This is a genomic window from Mesorhizobium sp. M7D.F.Ca.US.004.03.1.1 (assembly GCF_003998635.1).
Taxonomy (GTDB): Bacteria; Pseudomonadota; Alphaproteobacteria; order Rhizobiales; family Rhizobiaceae; genus Mesorhizobium; species Mesorhizobium loti.
Window position 1 is genome coordinate 1 of sequence record NZ_RZQG01001336.1, and the last position, 1182, is coordinate 1182.

1 protein-coding gene is annotated in these 1182 nt (G+C 59.2%); it reads right to left on the minus strand.

What is annotated here, in order from left to right:
- Nucleotides 1-781: transporter substrate-binding domain-containing protein (locus tag EN935_RS36855; protein WP_127374285.1), on the minus strand; the 781-nt coding region annotated here is incomplete at its 3' end.
- Nucleotides 782-1182 lie beyond the last annotated feature (401 nt).

The following is a 1182-nucleotide window of genomic DNA, read 5'->3' on the forward strand; positions in this document are numbered from 1 at the left end:
GGTTGCGGTACTTCATCGACAGTGCATCCAGCGTGCCGTCGGTCTTCATGGCGAACAGCCAGGTGTTGACCCATTGGCGCAGATTGTCGTTGCCCTTGGCGACGCCGATGCCGAAGTAGAAGGTCTTGAGCACGTATTTCTGCTCGAAGGCATCGCCGTTCTGCGCCTTCTTCAGATAGATCTCGCCATAGTCGCCGCCGCCCATGGCGTCGATCTGGCCCGACACCATGGCTTGCAGCAGCGACGAATAATCATCGAAGCGCAGGATTTCGATGCCCGGATTGGCTTCGGCAGCTTTGGTCAACAATCCGTCCTCGCCGGTGCCGCGTGTCAGCCCGACCTTCTTGCCGACGAGGTCGGCAACGCCCTTGATAGCGGTGCTCTTCGGAGCGATCACCACAGCCGACTGTCCGGCATAAGGGATCGAATAGTCGATCTGGATGGCGCGCGCCGGCGTGATCGAGAAGATCGAGATCACGGCATCCACCTGCTTGGTCAGCAGCGCCGGAATGCGGCCGGGCGAGGTGACGGTGACGAATTCGACCGGCACGCCGAGCGCTTCGCCCATCTTGTTGGCAACTTCGATGTCGAAGCCAGTCGGCTTCAGGTTGGCGTCAAGAAAGCCGTATGGCGGCGTGGTGGTGTCGATGGCGACGACCAGCTTGCCGCGCGAGATGATCTCGTCGACCGTCTGCGCTGAAGCAATCGACGGCTTGAGCGCCGACAGCGCCAGCACAATGCCGGCCAGCAAGGCACCGGCCCCTCTCAGGAAAGTCCGCATGTTTTCCTCCCATGCATTTTTGGGCGCCTTTTGTCGGCATCGCTCGTGCGGGGCGCAGACCACACGACGACGTAAAAAGGGGTCGAAATTTCGCTCGCTGACGTCCCTTGCAAACCGGGGATAGAGCGTTCCTCCACGACTTATAATGGTATGCTATTATAATATGTAAAGCCTGTCCATGAGCGCACTACCCAGTTCCGTCAACCATGATTGGTACCGGTACCATAATTTTCCGTTTTATGGATGCCGTCAAGTCGCAACGGGGATTGGATCGGAGCTTGGCGCTGTCGATGTGATCGAGGAAGGATTCGATGTGGTGTGACGGGTGCGGCGACGGACAGCAGGCTCATGCGTCTCAGTCTGGGGCGGTTCAGCGGCGCATTGTTGCCTCAACGGTGGCC